Origin of the sequence: Streptomyces abyssalis (assembly GCF_001751365.1) — a bacterium.
GTDB lineage: Bacteria > Actinomycetota > Actinomycetes > Streptomycetales > Streptomycetaceae > Streptomyces > Streptomyces abyssalis.
On the sequence record NZ_LJGT01000041.1, the window covers coordinates 456,502 to 471,289 of the forward strand.

A 14,788-nucleotide genomic window follows, 5' to 3' on the forward strand; every position below is an offset into this window, starting at 1 on the left:
CGCAAGGAACACACAGCTGTGGGCCCCGGCCGATTCGGCCGGGGCCACAGCGTGCGGGGTGGGCTGCCGGGGCGTGCCGGGGCGCCCGTCAGGCAGTCGCCGACTTGTACTTGCGCACCGCCAGCGTCCGGAAGAACGCGATGATCACGATCGACCAGATCAGCGAGGCCCAGGCCGGGTGCTGCATCGGCCATGCGTCCGGCACCGGGTAGTTCGGTGGAAGGTTGCCGAACAGCTCGCGGCAGGCCTGCACCGTCGCACTGAACGGGTTCCACTCGGCGAAGTGCCGCAGCACCGTGGGCATGTTCTGCGAGGGGACGAAGGCGTTCGAGATGAACGTCAGCGGGAAGAGCCAGATCAGCCCCCCGGAGGTGGCGGCCTCCGGCGTGCGGACCGTCAGGCCGATCAGCGCGCCGATCCACGTGAACGCATACCCGAGGAGCAGCAGGAGGCCGAACCCGGCCAGCACCTTCAGCCCGTTCTCATGGGTGCGCCAGCCGACGAGCAGCGCGACGAGGCCCAGCACTATCAGGGTGAGCCCGGTCTGCACGAGGTCGGCGAGCGTACGGCCCGTGAGCACCGCTCCGCGGGCCATCGGCAGTGAACGGAAACGGTCGATGAGGCCCTTGTGCATGTCCTCGGCGATGCCCGCGCCCGCACCCGCCGTGGCGAAGGTGACGGTCTGGGCGAAGATGCCGGCCATCAGGAACTCGCGGTAGAGACCCGGGTCCAGGCCGGCACCCGGGAGGTTGATGGAGCCTCCGAAGACGTAGCTGAAGAGCACCACGAACATGATGGGCTGGAAGAGCCCGAAGACGACGACCTCGGGGATGCGCAGCATCCGGATGAGGTTGCGCTTGGCGACGGTCAGGGAGTCGCGTACGGACTGGCGGAGGCCGCCGGCCGGTGCCGCGGGAGTGGGAGCCGCCGGTGCCGTGGTCGTGGCAGTCACTTGACGGCCCCCTTCTTCTGCTTCCTGTCCTTGCGCTTCTGCTTCTTGTCCGCCGTGGCGCCGCCGCCCTCCGCGCCGCCTTGCTCGTCGGCGTCCTCCGCCGCGTGGCCGGTGAGGGTGATGAACACGTCGTCGAGGGTGGGGCGGCGCAGGCCGATGTCGTCGATCTCGATGCCCCGGCCGTCCAGTTCGCGGATGACTTCGGCGAGCAGCTTCGCACCGCCGGTGACGGGGACCGTCAGCCTGCGCGTGTGCTTTTCGACCGTGACGCCCTCCGGGCCGGTGCCCGGCATGCTGTGTTTGGCCAGGATGGCCTCGGCGGCGGAGATCTCGGAGCGGTCGTGCACGACGACCTCGACGCGCTCGCCGCCCGTCTGGGCCTTGAGCTGGTCGGACGTGCCCCGGGCGATGACCTTGCCGTGATCGACGACGGCGATGTCGTGGGCGAGGCGGTCGGCCTCCTCCAGATACTGCGTGGTGAGCAGGAGGGTGGTGCCTCCGGCGACCAACTCCTCTATGACCTCCCACAGCTGGAGCCGGTTACGCGGGTCGAGGCCGGTCGTCGGCTCGTCCATGAACATCACCGGGGGACGGACGACGAGCGCCGCCGCGAGGTCCAGACGGCGGCGCATGCCGCCCGAGTACGTCTTGGCCGTGCGGTCCGCGGCGTCCGCGAGGTTGAAGCGCTCGAGCAGCTCGCCCGCCCGCTTCTTCGCGTCGCGTGCGGAGAGCTGGTAGAGCTGCCCGACCATCCGCAGGTTCTCCCTGCCGGTCAGATACTCGTCGATGGCGGCGAACTGGCCGGACAGGCCGATGGAACGCCGCACCTCGTTGGGCTGCTTGAGCACGTCGAGCCCGGCCACGACAGCCTTGCCGCTGTCTGGCCGGATGAGGGTGGTGAGCACCCGCACGGCCGTGGTCTTGCCGGCGCCGTTGGGCCCGAGCAGACCCAGAACAGTGCCCTCGGGGACATCGAGGTCGACGCCGTCCAGTGCCCTTACCGCGCCGAAGGTCTTCACGAGACCCTCGGCGTAAATGGCGCCTGGCATAAGTGGGCTCCCAGGTATGGAGAAGTGATTGTTGATGATGATCAGGCCGGAGATGTCCGGCATGTGATGAGAAAAGCTGGTTCTGCAAACCGTAGGTCAGTAGTATGAGTTGACGCGATGTATCGCGTCAACTCCTGTCCGGCGACTCGCGACAGTCGCGAGTGCTGCCGTGAAGTGGGGGATCGGCTCCCCGACTGCCCCCCTGTGCCCCCGGTTTGCTGCTCCGCGCGGGCCGTCGCCCACCGGGCCGGTGGTGTCAGCGGGTCAGGACGACCGTGTAGCCGGCCGTGCGCAGCTTGGCCGCGACGTCCTCGCAGTGTTCCGGTCCCTTCGTCTCCAAGTGCAGCTCCACCTCCACCTCGTCGAGCCCGAGCCGCGGATCGGTCCGTACATGGCCCACGTCCAGGACGTTAGCGTCCGCCACTGACAATTCCCTCAGCAGAGCCGCCAGCGCCCCCGGCCGGTCCGTCAGCCGCAGCCGCAGCGACAGATAGCGGCCGGCGGCCGCCATGCCGTGCCGCAGCGTCCGCTGCATCACCAGCGGATCGACGTTGCCTCCGGAGAGGACCGCGACCACGGGCCCTTCGACGGACTCGGGCCGTGAGAGCAAAGCCGCCACAGGAGAGGCCCCGGCCGGCTCCACCACCAGCTTCGCCCGCTCCAGGCAGAGCAACAGCGCGCTGGAGAGAGCGTCTTCGGACACCGTACGGACCTCGTCCACGAGGCCGCCAACGATTTCGAACGGCACGTCCCCGGGCCGTCCCACCTTGATCCCGTCGGCCATCGTCGAGACCGAGTCCAGCACCACGGGCCGGCCTGCCGCGAGCGAGGGCGGATACGCCGCCGCCCCCTCGGCCTGCACGCCGATGATCCGCACGTCGGGCCGCAGCTCCTTGACCGCCACGGCGATGCCCGCGATGAGCCCGCCGCCTCCCACGCCCACCACGATGGTGCGGACCTCGGGGCACTGTTCGAGGATCTCCAGCCCGAGCGTTCCCTGGCCGGCAACCACGTCGGGATGGTCGAAGGGGTGGATGAAGACGGCGCCGGTCTCCTCCGCGTACTCCTGGGCCGCACGCAGCGTCTCGTCGACGACCTGACCGCGCAGCCGCACCTCCGCGCCGTAGTCACGGGTCGCCGCGACCTTCGGCAGCGGGGCGCCCTCCGGCATGAACACGGTGGAGTCCACGCCGAGCAGCGAGGCCGCCAGCGCGACCCCCTGCGCGTGGTTGCCCGCGCTCGCCGCGACGACGCCGCGCGCCCTCTCGTCCGGGGTGAGCCCGGCGATGCGCACGTATGCGCCGCGCAGCTTGAACGAGCCCGTGCGCTGGAGGTTCTCGCACTTGAGGTGCACCGGGGAGCCGACGAGGGAGCTGAGGTGCCGGCTGCCCTCCATGGACGTCGTACGGGCCACACCGGTGAGCGTCTTCTGCGCGGCCCGTACGTCGTCGACGGTGACGGACCGGGAAGCGGGGGCCGCTGAGGCGCCGGGGGCGGGGGAGACCATGGCGTCAGTGTCGCAGCTCGCCGGCCGCGGGCGACCGTGCGGTGCGGCACCTTTCAGCAGCAGCGGTACGGGTCACGCGCTCGCCGCGTACTCTTGGCACCAGATCAGGTCTTTCCGTGTCCTTGTAACTTTTCCCGAAGAAGCGAGCACCTCGGCATGCCCATGCAACCGGACATGATGACAGTGAACAGCACAGATCAGACCCCGGATCACGCCCGAGCCGCACAGGACGGTGAAAGCCGCGAAGCCCCGGCGCACGACGCCCCCGGCCCCGAAGCCCGCGTCCTCGACGCGATGCAGCACCAGGTGGCCGTCTTCGCCCGCCGCGCCGAGCAGACCCGCCTCGGCGGGATAGGCCAGGCGAGGAACTCGATGGACCGGGCCGCGTACCTCCTGCTCAACCGGCTCGACCAGGTCGGCCCGATGGGCGTCAAGGCGCTCGCGTCCGGCATGGGCATCGACTCCTCGACCGTCACCCGCCAGGTCGCGCCGCTCGTGGAAGCAGGCCTGGTCACCCGCGCCACGCACCCGGAGGACGGGCGCGCCGTCGTCCTCAAGCTGTCGCCGCACGGCACCGCCCGTCTCGGCCAGGTGCGTTCCTCGCGGCGGGAGCTGATGGCGGTTCTCACCGACGACTGGAGCGAGGAGGACCGCGAGACCTTCTGCAGGCTCCTGACCCGCTTCAACACCGCGATGCAAGGCATCCACCCCGCCACGGAGACTCCGGAAGTACCGCCCTCTTGATTTGATCAGTGCGCCTGCCGTCCTATTGCCGTACGGGGCGTCGGGAGGCGCAGAGGTGGGAGAGCGGCGGGCGCGGGAAGAACGCCGCCGGGCCCGGGAGTTCGAGGCGTTCGTCGCGGGCGCGGCAGGCCGGCTGCTGCATGCCGCCACGCTGCTGACCGGGGAGCCCTTCGGCGCCGCCCCGGCCGCGCAGGATCTGCTCGTCGGTGCCCTGTCCCGTACGTACGCGGACTGGGACCGTCTGCGCGGCGAGGATCCGTACGAGCGCACGCGGCACGATCTCACCGCCCGCTTCGCGCACACCGCCCGCCGCTACCGGCGTCCCCGCGGCGGCATGCTGGACGCCCTGCCTCCCCAGGAACGGCTGATGCTGATGCTGCGGATGTACGAAGGCGTGGCGGAGGAACAGGTCGCGGCGTCGCTGGGGCTGCCGGTGGAGCGGGTGCGGGGGCTGTGCACGCGGGCCATGGCGGAGATGCTCAGCCGCGGGGGCTCGCGCGAGGGCGGAGGGCCGCGCGGAGCCCGGCCGGGCGCCGCCTCGCTGATCGCGTCCCGCATGCTCGGGGGGCTGCGGCACCGGGAAGATGCGGCAGCCGCCTTTCCCGCGCGGCGCCCCGCCGGGGCGGGCCGGGAGCCGGGAGGAGCAGCATGAGGGTGCCCGACCGCAAGGAGACCGAGGTGCGCGCCCTGCTGGAGTCCGTGCCGCCCGCTCCCGTGCCGGCCGACCTCGCCGAGCGTGCGCTGCGGCGCGGGCTGCGCGTGGCGCACCGGCGGCGTACCGCGGCGCTGTTGCTGTGGGCGTTCTTCGCGGTCGCTGTGGCCTTCGCCGTGTGGGCGGCCGTCGCCGAGCCCTGGGCCGTGCAGCCGGCCCGGACGACGCCGCCCCTCGGCTGGTAGCGACGCCGCCCCTCGCCTGGTGGCGGCGCGGGCGGCGGCCGGAGCGCCCGCGGGCGGCGGCCGGAGCGCGAGGCCCGGCCGCCGCATGTGGCTACTGGCTCAGCGCCTGCCGCAGATCCGCCAGCAGGTCCTCCACCGACTCGATGCCGACCGACAGCCGCACCAGATCCGCCGGCACCTCCAGCGCGGAACCCGCCGCCGACGCGTGCGTCATGCGCGCGGGGTGCTCGATCAGCGATTCGACGCCGCCCAGCGACTCTCCCAGCGTGAACAGCCGCGCGCGCTCGCACACCCGCACCGCCGCCTCCTCGCCGCCGGCCACCCGGAAGGAGACCATGCCGCCGAAGGCCCGCATCTGCTTCGCCGCCGTCTCGTGCCCCGGATGCGAGGGCAGCCCCGGGTAGTAGACCTGCGCGACCTCCGGGTGTGCCTGCAGCATCTCGGCCACACGGGAGGCGTTGGCGCTGTGCCGCTCCATCCGTACGGCCAGGGTCTTCGTGCCGCGCATGACCAGCCAGGAGTCGAATGGCCCTGCCACGGCGCCCATCGCGTTCTGGTGGAAGGCGACCTCCGCCGCCAGCTCCGCCTCGTCCAGTACGAGCGCGCCGCCGACGACGTCGGAGTGGCCGCCCATGTACTTCGTCGTCGAGTGCACGACGACGTCCGCGCCCAGGGCGAGGGGCTGCTGCAGATAGGGGCTCGCGAAGGTGTTGTCCACGACCAGGCGTGCGCCGGCGCCGTGCGCGAGCTGGGCGAGTGCGGTGATGTCGCTGATGCCGAGCAGCGGGTTCGACGGCGTCTCCACCCACACCGCCTTCGTACGGTCGCGCAGCGCCGCACGTACCGCCGCGGGGTCGGAGGTGTCGGCCACCGACCACTCCACACCCCACCGCTCCGCGACCCGCGCGAAGAGACGGAACGTGCCGCCGTAGGCGTCGTTCGGGATCACCACGTGGTCGCCCGGGACGAGCAGGGTCCGCAGCAGGCAGTCCTCCGCCGCCATGCCGGACGCGAACGCGAAAGCGTTGCGGCCGCCTTCGAGGGCGGCGAGGTTCTGCTCGAGTGCGGTACGCGTCGGGTTCGCGGAACGGCTGTACTCGTAGCCGCCGCGCAGGCCCCCGACGCCGTCCTGCTTGTACGTGGAGACCTGGTAGATGGGCGGCACGACCGCCCCCGTCGCCGGGTCGGCCGTCTGCCCCGCGTGGATCGCGAGGGTCTCGAAGCTCTGGGGCGTCTGCCCGCTGTCACGCTGGTCGCTCATGGCCCGAGGGTAATGCGCCGTACGGTGTAGTCAGAGCGGCTCACGCGAACCGCTCGGACGGGATCGCCCGTCACGTCCCGCTCGCGCGCCCATCGGGGAGACAGCAGACATGGAAGCCCTGCTCGTGCTGATCGCACTGACCGCCATCTTCGGTGTCCTGGTGGGACCCGCGATGCGCCGCCGGCGGCAACGGCTGCAGGGCGCGCAGGGAGTCGCCCGCGCGGTCGACGCGGGCACCGGTTACGGATTCGTACCGACCGAGCAGCTCGACGTACGGCTGCCGGGGCCCGACCACGAGTTCACCGAAGCGGTGGAGGAGACGCAGCGGACCCAGGACTGGCAGCCCGTCGCACGGCTGCTCGCCCTGACCGGGGACGAATGGGAACAGCGCTGGCAGCGGGTGCAGTCGACGGCGGGCGCCGCGGCGATGGAACTCGCGCAGGCCCGCGCGCTCGGCGCACCCGAGTCCCCGGCCGACGGCAAGGGCGGCCCCGGGGGCGGTGTCTCGTTCAGCAAGGAGCCGGGGCTGCGTGACGCGCGCTGGCTGCGTGACTGGCGGACGCAGCAGCCCGGCGACCCGGGCGGCGCCCAGGTGTACGCGCAGTTCCTGGTCTGGCAGGCCGTCTCCGACCCGTCCTCCGCGGACCACCGGATCATCCTCGAAGAGGCCCGTACGGTCTGCGAGGAGGCGGCACGGCTCGCCCCCGACGACCCCACGCCGCACATCACCGAGCTCTTCATCGCACGCCATCTCTCCTACCGGCGCGCCGATTTCGAGGAGCTGTGGGCGAGGCTGCGGCGCAAGGCACCGAACCACATGGGCGCGCACATCGCGGCCCTGCCGTACTGGTCGGAGAAGGGCTGCGGCTCCCGGGCCGAAGCCGACGCCTTCGCGCAGACCGCCGCCGCCCATGCCCCCGAGGGCACGCTGCTGCCGGCGCTCCCGCTCTTCGCGGCGTACGAGCACCTGCCGGAGGTCAACGTCGTGCGGGGCCTCTACCAGAGCGCGGAGATCGAGAAGGCGGTGGAGGCGGCCGAGTACGCCGTCGACCAGGTCGAGGCCGACCATCCCGTGCGTCCGCACGTACTGCATCTGCTCGTCTGTTTCCTCGTACGCGCCGAACGGTACGGCGAGGCGATGGAGGCGCTGCGTGTCGTGGACGGCTACGTCGGCGCGATTCCCTGGGCGGATTCGGGCGACCCGGCCGCCCACTACGCGGCGTACCGCGCGCTGGCTGTCTCCGGCTGGGAGGCGACCGGCGGCGACCGCGCCCAGCTCTGAGCGGTCCCCGTAGCCGCGGCCGGCTGGGCCATGTCCGCGGCCCGCTCCTGCCCTGCGGGTGGCTGAGCGGGCACGGTGCGCCCGGGCGGCGCGTGGCGCCGTACGCGTCGTGCACGATGGAGGGATGGCGAACCGACTCGCGGACGAGACGAGCCCCTACCTGCAGCAGCACGCCGGGAACCCGGTCGACTGGTGGCCCTGGTCGGAGGCCGCGTTCGAGGAGGCGCGCAGTCGCGGTGTGCCGGTGCTGCTCAGCGTCGGATACGCCAGTTGCCACTGGTGCCATGTGATGGCGCACGAGAGCTTCGAGGACGAGGCCACGGCCGAGTACCTCAACTCCCACTTCGTCTCGGTCAAGGTCGACCGCGAGGAGCGTCCCGACGTCGACTCCGTCTACATGGAGGCCGTGCAGGCGGCGACCGGCCAGGGCGGCTGGCCGATGACCGTCTTCCTCACGCCCGCCGCCGAACCCTTCTACTTCGGCACGTACTTCCCGCCCGCTCCCCGGCACGGCATGCCCTCGTTCCGGCAGGTGCTGGAGGGCGTCGCCACGGCGTGGTCGGACCGGCGGGAGGAGGTCGCCGACGTGGCCGGCCGGATCGTACGGGACCTCGCGGCCCGCGGCATCCGCTACGAACAGCCGCAGCCCCCCGGCCCGGAGGACCTGGGCACGGCGCTGCTGGAGCTGTCCCGCGACTTCGACGCCGAACGGGGCGGGTTCGGGGGAGCGCCGAAGTTCCCGCCGTCCATGGCGCTGGAGTTCCTGCTGCGCCACCACGCCCGTACCGGCTCCGACGGGGCGCTCGAGATGGCCCAGGCCACCTGCGAGGCGATGGCGCGCGGCGGCATCTACGACCAGCTCGGCGGCGGATTCGCCCGTTACTCCGTGGACGCCGGATGGGTCGTCCCGCACTTCGAGAAGATGCTCTACGACAACGCCCTGCTCTGCCGCGTCTACGCCCACACCTGGCGGTGCACCGGCTCGGACATGGCCCGCCGGGTCGCCCTGGAGACCGCGGAGTTCATGGTGCGCGAACTCGGCACGTCCGAGGGCGGGTTCGCCTCCGCGCTGGACGCCGACAGCGACGACGGGCACGGCCGCCACAGCGAAGGTGCCTACTACGTGTGGACGCCCGCCCAGCTGACCGAGGTCCTCGGCGAGCAGGACGGGCAGTGGGCCGCCGGCTACTACGGCGTCACCGACGAGGGCACCTTCGAGGAGGGCGCCTCCGTGCTCCAGCTCCGCGACGGCGCCCAGCTCTCGGACGCCTCCCGGGTCGCGTCCGTACGCGAGCGGCTGCTGCGCGCCCGCGAGGAGCGGCCACGCCCCGCGCGTGACGACAAGGTCGTCGCGGCCTGGAACGGGCTGGCCGTCGCCGCCCTCGCCGAGACCGGCGCCTACTTCGACCGCCCCGACCTGGTGGAGGCCGCGTCCGCCGCCGCACGCCTGCTGGCCGATCTGCACATGCGGCCCGACGGCCGCCTCGTGCGCACCTCGCGGGACGGCACCGCCGGCCCCAGCGCGGGCGTGCTGGAGGACTACGCGGACGTGGCGGAGGGTCTGCTGAGCCTCTACTCCGTCACGGGAGAGACCGGCTGGCTCGACAGTGCGGGTGTGCTGCTGGAGACCGTGCTCGGCCACTTCACCGATGCCGACGGCACTCTCTACGACACGGCCGACGACGCCGAGGCCCTCATCCGCCGGCCGCAGGACCCGACGGACAGCTCCACCCCGTCGGGCTGGACGGCCGCCGCGCACGCCCTGCTCTCGTACGCCGCCTACACCGGCAGCTCCCGGCACCGCGAGGCGGCCGAGCGGGCGCTCGGCATCGTGAGGGCGCTCGCGCCGCGCGCCCCGCGCTTCATCGGCTGGGGTCTCGCCGCCGCGGAGGCGGCGCTGGACGGCCCGAGGGAGGTCGCGGTGGTCGGACCGCACACGGACCCCGGTACGGGCACGCTGCACCGTACGGCGCTGCTGGCGACCGCGCCGGGCGCGGTGGTCGCGATGGCCGAGCCGGGCTCGCCCGCGGCGCTGGACGTGCCGCTGCTGCGGGACCGTCCGCTGCTGGACGGGAACCCGACCGCCTACGTGTGCCGCAACTTCACGTGCGACGCCCCGACGGCCGATCCGGAGGTCCTGGAGCGGTCACTGCGGAACTGAGCTCCCCCTAGGGCCCTGTGGCGTGGGGGACCCGCTCGCCACCACCTTCAGTGCGCGGTCGAGCACGTCGAGCACGTCCTCGTGCCGGCCGCCCTCGACCCAGCAGAAGAGGGCCTCGGCCAGCGCGCCGAGCAACGCCGCGGTGTAGACACGCAGTTCGAAGGAGTCCTCGGCCGGCCCGGTCCGCTCGGCCAGCGCGCCCGCGAGGAACCGGCCCGTCACCGACATGTGCTCGGCCATGCGTGCGCGCAGGGCCGGAACCTCGTGCACGAGCTGCATCCGCTGGTGCGCCTCGGCGGGCTCGCGGCCGGGCTCGGCGCTCATGGTCTGAGCGAAGATCCCCCGCATGGCGTTCCGCAGAGCCGTCCCGGGCGGCTCCTCGGCGGGACGGGCGAGGAGCGCCTCGCGCAGCAGCGGGTCGTACTCGTCGGTGAGGACGATGTCTTCCTTTGTCGGGAAGTAGCGGAAGACGGTGCTCGGGGAGACCTCCGCCTCGTCCGCGATCCGCTCGACGGACGTGGCGGCGTAGCCCTGCTCCTCGAACAGCCGGTAGGCGGCCTTCCGGATCGCCTGCCTGGTCTTGGTCTTCTTCCGCTCGCGCAGCCCGGGGCGGGACTCGGGCGCGGCGGAGGACTCGGTACGTGCAGGGGCCATGGGCCTCATTGTCCGCCATGTGGGCTCGCCGGGACCAGCTGTGCGCCGGGCATGGAGAGGGGTTCCGGTCCGCCGTCCGTCCGGCTGCCGACGGTGACCGCCGAAGAACCGCGCCCTGTCGAGGTTGCCCACAGCCGTACCCCGGGTGGCCAATAACACGTGGCCCCGTACCAGGTCGGCCCGTAAGGTGGCGGAATGCAGGTGATCCAGTCGGCGAAGCTCGCGAACGTCTGTTACGAGATCCGGGGCCCGGTCCTCGAGGAGGCGACGCGGCTGGAGGCAGCGGGCCACCGCATCCTCAAGCTCAACACCGGCAACCCGGCGCCCTTCGGCTTCGAGTGCCCGCCGGAGATCCTCGAGGACATGATCCGCAACGTCGGCGAGGCCCACGGCTACGGCGACGCCAAGGGGCTCCTGGCCGCCCGCCGCGCGGTGATGCAGCACTACCAGACGCAGGGCATCGAGCTGTCCGTCGAGGACATCTACCTCGGCAACGGCGTCTCGGAGCTGATCCAGATGTCGATGCAGGCGCTGCTCGACGACGGCGACGAGGTCCTCGTCCCGTCCCCCGACTATCCGCTGTGGACGGCGTCCGTCTCGCTCTCCGGCGGCACGGCGGTGCACTACCGCTGTGACGAGCAGTCGGACTGGATGCCTGACCTGGCCGACGTCGAGAGCAAGGTCACCGACCGGACGAAGGCGCTCGTCGTCATCAACCCGAACAACCCCACGGGTGCCGTCTACGACGAGGAGATGCTGCGCGGCCTCACGGACATCGCGCGGCGCCACGGCCTGATCGTCTACTCGGACGAGATCTACGACAAGATCCTCTACGACGGCGTGACGCACACGCCCACGACCGTCGTCGCCCCCGACCTGCTCACCGTCACCTTCAACGGACTCTCGAAGGCGTACCGGGTCGCCGGGTACCGGAGCGGCTGGATGGCGGTGTGCGGGCCGAAGGGCCACGCGCAGAGCTACATCGAGGGGCTCACGATCCTCGCCAACATGCGGCTCTGCGCCAACATGCCCGCGCAGCACGTGGTGGCCGCGGCGCTCGGCGGACGGCAGTCGATCAACGACCTGGTGCTGCCGGGCGGGCGGCTGCTGGAGCAGCGCGACATGGTGCACGATCTGCTGACGCAGATCCCGGGCGTGACGTGCGTGAAGCCGAAGGGCGCGATCTACGCGTTCCCGCGGCTCGACCCCAAGGTCTACAAGATCAAGGACGACCGGGAGATGGTCCTCGACCTGCTGCGGGCCGAGCAGATCATGATCGTCCACGGCACGGGCTTCAACTGGCCCGATCCCGATCACTTCCGCATCGTCAACCTGCCGCCGGCGAAGGAGCTGGAAGACGCGGTGACGCGCATCGGCGCGTTCCTGGACGGCTACAGCCAGCCGTAGCCTCGCGGGGCGCAGCCGAGGTTCTCCCGGGTGGGCTTGTGCGGGGTCGCCGTTTGCGCCCGCGTGCGTGGTGGGGCCGGTGAATGCCGCTCCGGCGGCGGCTCCGGGAAGGCTTCCGTCCCATTCGTTCGTCCCGTCCCGTCCCGTTGCGGACCGCCCTCACCCAGCGCCTCCCGTGCGGCCCCTCCCGCCGTCGGCGACCCGTACGGGCACTTGTCGTCCGGGCAGGAAATGTACACGGCTCAACTTTAGACGGAGTCTAAGTTAGGCTGTCATTCGGGCGACGCAACGCGCAGGAGGCCGACCATGTACGAACCGATCCGCAGCAAGTCGGTGCATGCCATGGCCGAGGCTGATTTCCCGCACCGTTCGCGGGAAGAGGAGCTGGACATCCGCCTGGCCGGACATCTCACCGCCCTGCTGACGGTGACGGACGAGCTGCGTGCGGTCGCTCCGGCCGCTGAACTGGACGAAGCCGCAGAGGAGTTGGCCGCTCAGGTCACGCGTCTGCGCAACGCGCCCCTCCGTGCGGCGCCCACGGAGCGCGACGCCGACCCGGCCCACATCGATTCGCTGCACCACCGGGCCCACACCCTGGCGGGCCATGCCGTCGTGATCGCCACGTACCGGGACGACGAGCCGGCCATGGTCGTGGCCAGCCAGTGCCGCGACTTCCACGCCTCGGCCCTGGGTCTCACCGCGGCCTGACCGGTCAGCGCAAGGCGCCCCCCACCTGTCGGTGAGGGGCGCCTTGCGGAGTCCGAGCGGAAGCCCGGGAGGATGCGGAGACCGCGTCAGCCCAGCCGCTCGACCAGCGCGCGGTGTTCGTCCCAGAGCTCCTTCGGGGTGCGGTCGCCGAAGGTGTTGAGGTGCTCGGGGACCAGCGCCGCCTCGTCGCGCCAGACCTCCTTGTCGACCTCCAGCACGAAGTCGAGCTCCGCGTCCGTCATGCCGAGCCCGTCACGGTCGAGGGACTCCTTCGTCGGCAGCACGCCGATGGGCGTCTCGACGCCCTCCGCCTCGCCGTTGAGGCGCTGCACGACCCACTTCAGCACGCGGCTGTTCTCGCCGAAGCCGGGCCAGACGAACTTGCCGTCCTCGTTCTTCTTGAACCAGTTGACGTAGTAGATCTTCGGCAGCTTGGCCTGGTCGGCGTTCTTGCCGATCTTCACCCAGTGGGCGAAGTAGTCGCCCATGTTGTAGCCGCAGAAGGGGAGCATCGCGAACGGGTCGCGGCGCAGCTCGCCGGCCTTGCCCTCGGCGGCGGCGGTCTTCTCGCTGGCGACGTTCGCGCCGAGGAAGACGCCGTGCTGCCAGCTGAAGGACTCCGTCACCAGCGGCACCGCCGAGGCGCGGCGGCCACCGAAGAGGATCGCGGAGATCGGCACACCCCTCGGGTCCTCCCACTCCGGCGCGATGATCGGGCACTGCCCCGCCGGGGTGGTGAAGCGGGCGTTGGGGTGGGCGGCCGGAGTCCCGGACTCCGGGGTCCAGTCGTTGCCCTTCCAGTCGGTCAGGTGAGCGGGCGTCTCCTCGGTCATGCCCTCCCACCACACGTCGCCGTCGTCGGTGAGGGCGACGTTGGTGAAGACCGAGTTGCCCCAGAGGGTCTTCATGGCGTTGGCGTTGGTGTGCTCGCCGGTGCCCGGGGCGACGCCGAAGAAGCCGGCCTCCGGGTTGATGGCGTACAGCCGACCGTCCTCGCCGAAGCGCATCCATGCGATGTCGTCGCCGATGGTCTCCACCGTCCAGCCCTTGATGGTGGGCTCCAGCATGGCGAGGTTCGTCTTCCCGCAGGCCGAAGGGAAGGCGGCGGCGACGTACTTGGACTCACCGCGCGGCGGGGTGAGCTTGAGCACGAGCATGTGCTCGGCGAGCCAGCCCTCGTCGCGTGCCATCACGGATGCGATGCGCAGCGCGTAGCACTTCTTGCCGAGCAGGGCGTTGCCGCCGTAGCCCGATCCGAAGGACCAGATCTCGCGGCTCTCGGGGAAGTGGGAGATGTACTTGGTGTCGTTGCACGGCCAGGGCACGTCCTGCTCGCCGGGCCCCAGGGGGGCGCCGACGCTGTGGACGGCCTTGACGAAGAAGCCGTCCTCGCCGAGCTCGTCGAGAACCTGCTGTCCCATTCGCGTCATGGTGCGCATCGAGACGGCGACGTACGCGGAGTCCGTGATCTCGACGCCCAGCGCGGAGAGCGGGGAGCCGAGGGGGCCCATGCAGAAGGGCACGACGTACATGGTGCGGCCGCGCATGCAGCCGCGGAAGATTCCGCCCTCGCCGCCCTCGCCCTGGAAGACGGCCCGCATCTCGTCGGGGGCCTTCCAGTGGTTGGTCGGACCGGCGTCCTCCTCCTTGTCGGAGCAGATGAACGTACGGCCCTCGACGCGTGCGACGTCACTCGGGTCGGAGGCGGCGTAGTAGGAGTGCGGCCGTTTCACCGGGTCGAGTTTGGTGAACGTGCCCTTCTCGACGAGCTCTTCGCACAGGCGCTCGTACTCCGATTCGGAGCCGTTGCACCAGACGATCCGGGCCGGTTCTGTGAGAGCGGCGATTTCCTCCACCCAGGAGACGAGCTCCTGGTGGCGTGTGGGAACGGTGTTGATGGCGGGAGCCGCAGAACTGCGCGCCACAATCTCTCCAGACGTTGAGGGTTCCAACGGACAACTGCACTGGTATCCGCATTTGTTGGCTTCGTGCTTCAACTCGCCCCTTGGGGGCCGCGACCCGGATGCGTTCGTGATGGTGCTGGGCTGGTGGGTCTGCGCGGCTCGCTCATCCGGTGTCACCCTTGCTCCTCTGAGCATGTGAGCGTATCGGCTGCCTGTCCAGATGGAAAGGATGTGTCCATCACCACTCCGATGAGCGGCATGC

Annotated in this window: 13 protein-coding genes; 7 read left to right on the forward strand and 6 right to left on the reverse strand. The window is 71.2% G+C overall.

Going from position 1 to position 14,788, the window contains the following annotated elements; translation table 11 throughout:
• Window positions 1-88 precede the first annotated feature (88 nt).
• From AN215_RS22915 to ilvA, 3 genes are all read right to left on the reverse strand, one after another.
• Window positions 89-952, reverse strand: a complete 864-nt coding sequence (locus tag AN215_RS22915; RefSeq protein WP_070011198.1) for an ABC transporter permease — start codon at window positions 950-952, stop codon at window positions 89-91.
• Window positions 949-2,001, reverse strand: a complete 1,053-nt coding sequence (locus AN215_RS22920; RefSeq protein WP_070011447.1) for an ATP-binding cassette domain-containing protein — start codon at window positions 1,999-2,001, stop codon at window positions 949-951. Before AN215_RS22920 ends, AN215_RS22915 begins: the two co-directional genes overlap by 4 nt.
• A gap of 256 nt (window positions 2,002-2,257) precedes the next feature.
• Window positions 2,258-3,508: a threonine ammonia-lyase gene (ilvA, locus tag AN215_RS22925; protein WP_070011197.1), complete on the reverse strand. Its 1,251-nt coding sequence runs from the start codon at window positions 3,506-3,508 to the stop codon at window positions 2,258-2,260.
• 294 nt (window positions 3,509-3,802) lie between these two features.
• Between ilvA and AN215_RS22930 the strand changes: the two genes are divergently transcribed.
• Genes AN215_RS22930 through AN215_RS22940 form a run of 3 tightly spaced genes read left to right on the forward strand, consistent with a single transcriptional unit; the run spans window position 3,803 to window position 5,149 of the window.
• Entirely contained in the window at window positions 3,803-4,252 is a 450-nt protein-coding gene (locus AN215_RS22930) for a MarR family winged helix-turn-helix transcriptional regulator (protein WP_070011446.1), read from the forward strand.
• Between the two features lie 55 nt (window positions 4,253-4,307).
• A complete protein-coding gene (locus AN215_RS22935) occupies window positions 4,308-4,904 on the forward strand; it encodes a sigma factor-like helix-turn-helix DNA-binding protein (protein WP_171904261.1) in 597 nt (198 codons plus the stop codon).
• Window positions 4,901-5,149: a hypothetical protein gene (locus tag AN215_RS22940; protein WP_070011196.1), complete on the forward strand. Its 249-nt coding sequence runs from the start codon at window positions 4,901-4,903 to the stop codon at window positions 5,147-5,149. Before AN215_RS22935 ends, AN215_RS22940 begins: the two co-directional genes overlap by 4 nt.
• A gap of 91 nt (window positions 5,150-5,240) precedes the next feature.
• Here the strand turns inward: AN215_RS22940 and AN215_RS22945 are convergent, their stop codons facing one another.
• Window positions 5,241-6,410 carry a cystathionine gamma-synthase gene (locus tag AN215_RS22945; protein WP_070011195.1) on the reverse strand — a complete coding sequence of 390 codons (1,170 nt, stop codon included), beginning with the start codon at window positions 6,408-6,410 and terminating at the stop codon, window positions 5,241-5,243.
• A gap of 109 nt (window positions 6,411-6,519) precedes the next feature.
• Here AN215_RS22945 and AN215_RS22950 point away from each other — a divergent pair, with 109 nt between their 5' ends.
• Both AN215_RS22950 and AN215_RS22955 read left to right on the forward strand, forming a co-directional pair.
• The gene (locus AN215_RS22950; RefSeq protein ID WP_070011194.1) at window positions 6,520-7,692 is read left to right on the forward strand and encodes a hypothetical protein; all 1,173 of its coding nucleotides are present in this window, start codon (window positions 6,520-6,522) and stop codon (window positions 7,690-7,692) included.
• A 124-nt stretch (window positions 7,693-7,816) separates the two neighbouring features.
• Window positions 7,817-9,853, forward strand: a complete 2,037-nt coding sequence (locus tag AN215_RS22955) for a thioredoxin domain-containing protein (protein WP_070011193.1) — start codon at window positions 7,817-7,819, stop codon at window positions 9,851-9,853.
• Here AN215_RS22955 and AN215_RS22960 read toward each other — a convergent pair.
• Complete coding sequence (locus tag AN215_RS22960) at window positions 9,839-10,507, reverse strand: TetR/AcrR family transcriptional regulator (RefSeq protein WP_070011192.1); 669 nt, start codon at window positions 10,505-10,507, stop codon at window positions 9,839-9,841. The genes AN215_RS22955 and AN215_RS22960 overlap by 15 nt on opposite strands.
• A 195-nt stretch (window positions 10,508-10,702) precedes the next feature.
• On the opposite strand from AN215_RS22960, the gene AN215_RS22965 reads away from it, so the two are divergent.
• Window positions 10,703-11,914, forward strand: a complete 1,212-nt coding sequence (locus tag AN215_RS22965) for a pyridoxal phosphate-dependent aminotransferase (RefSeq protein ID WP_070011191.1) — start codon at window positions 10,703-10,705, stop codon at window positions 11,912-11,914.
• A 306-nt stretch (window positions 11,915-12,220) separates the two neighbouring features.
• Window positions 12,221-12,622: an SCO4983 family protein gene (locus AN215_RS22970; RefSeq protein WP_070011190.1), complete on the forward strand. Its 402-nt coding sequence runs from the start codon at window positions 12,221-12,223 to the stop codon at window positions 12,620-12,622.
• An 86-nt stretch (window positions 12,623-12,708) separates the two neighbouring features.
• On the opposite strand, the gene AN215_RS22975 is transcribed toward AN215_RS22970, so the two are convergent.
• A complete protein-coding gene (locus AN215_RS22975; protein WP_070011189.1) occupies window positions 12,709-14,547 on the reverse strand; it encodes a phosphoenolpyruvate carboxykinase (GTP) in 1,839 nt (612 codons plus the stop codon).
• Window positions 14,548-14,788: the final 241 nt, after the last annotated feature.